Origin of the sequence: Pseudomonas sp. GM21 (assembly GCF_000282215.1) — a bacterium.
Taxonomy (GTDB): Bacteria; Pseudomonadota; Gammaproteobacteria; order Pseudomonadales; family Pseudomonadaceae; genus Aquipseudomonas.
This window is the reverse complement of sequence record NZ_AKJS01000061.1, coordinates 1-736: the sequence shown is the minus strand read 5'-3', so window position 1 is coordinate 736 and position 736 is coordinate 1. Positions and strand designations below refer to the sequence as shown.

Sequence of the window (736 nt, the reverse complement as noted above, 5' to 3'; positions counted from 1 at the left end):
ACAGAATTCAGTACACCCTCGGCTGGCCAGATACCAGTCATTACCTTCCTGCTGCAACTGGAAACGATAGGCGCCAGCATCAACGGTATTACCAAACAGATTGAAGTTACCATCACCGCCATTGCCATCCACCAGCATCAAACTCTGTGCCGCACCAACAGGATCAGCGCCCGAATCGGCGACCACCAGCGTATGGTTTCCGCTGACCGCCCCGTGCAACTTGAGCGAATCACCTTGCCGGGACGCCAGATCAGTGTTCATCACGAAGTGGCCATTGCCGCTCAGCGGATCGTCGATGGTCAGAGTGTGAAAGCTGTCGACCACACGAGCGAACCTGACGACGCCATCTAACTGATTGTTTCCACTGAGAGCCGCGTTACCCCTGAGGTTCAACTCGCCGCCCTGATGGATAGTTGTGTCAATGGCTTCGACGCCATTCCCCAACACTATCACCCCCCCGTCATTGACCCTGGTGCGAATGGCTTTGGCCGAGTTGGTTACGGTCATAACACCATTTTTTACAGTGCTGTCCTGGGCCACAGCGTCGTCGTAGAGATCCAGGGTTCCCCCGTCGACGGTTGTGCCAATGGCTTTGCTCGAGTTGGTTACGGTCATAACACCATTTTTTACAGTGCTGTCCTGGGCCACAGCGGCGTTATAGAGATTCAGCGCGCCCCCCTCGACTTTGGTGCCAAAGGCTTTGTTGTTGTGCCTTACCGGCGTTTTTCAAGGTAGT

1 protein-coding gene is annotated in these 736 nt (G+C 54.9%); it reads right to left on the bottom strand.

Annotated features, from left to right (window positions below; translation table 11 throughout):
• Positions 1–615, bottom strand: a 615-nt coding sequence (locus tag PMI22_RS20815) for a pertactin-like passenger domain-containing protein (RefSeq protein WP_007944381.1), incomplete at its 3' end; no start/stop codon positions are given.
• Positions 616–736: the final 121 nt, after the last annotated feature.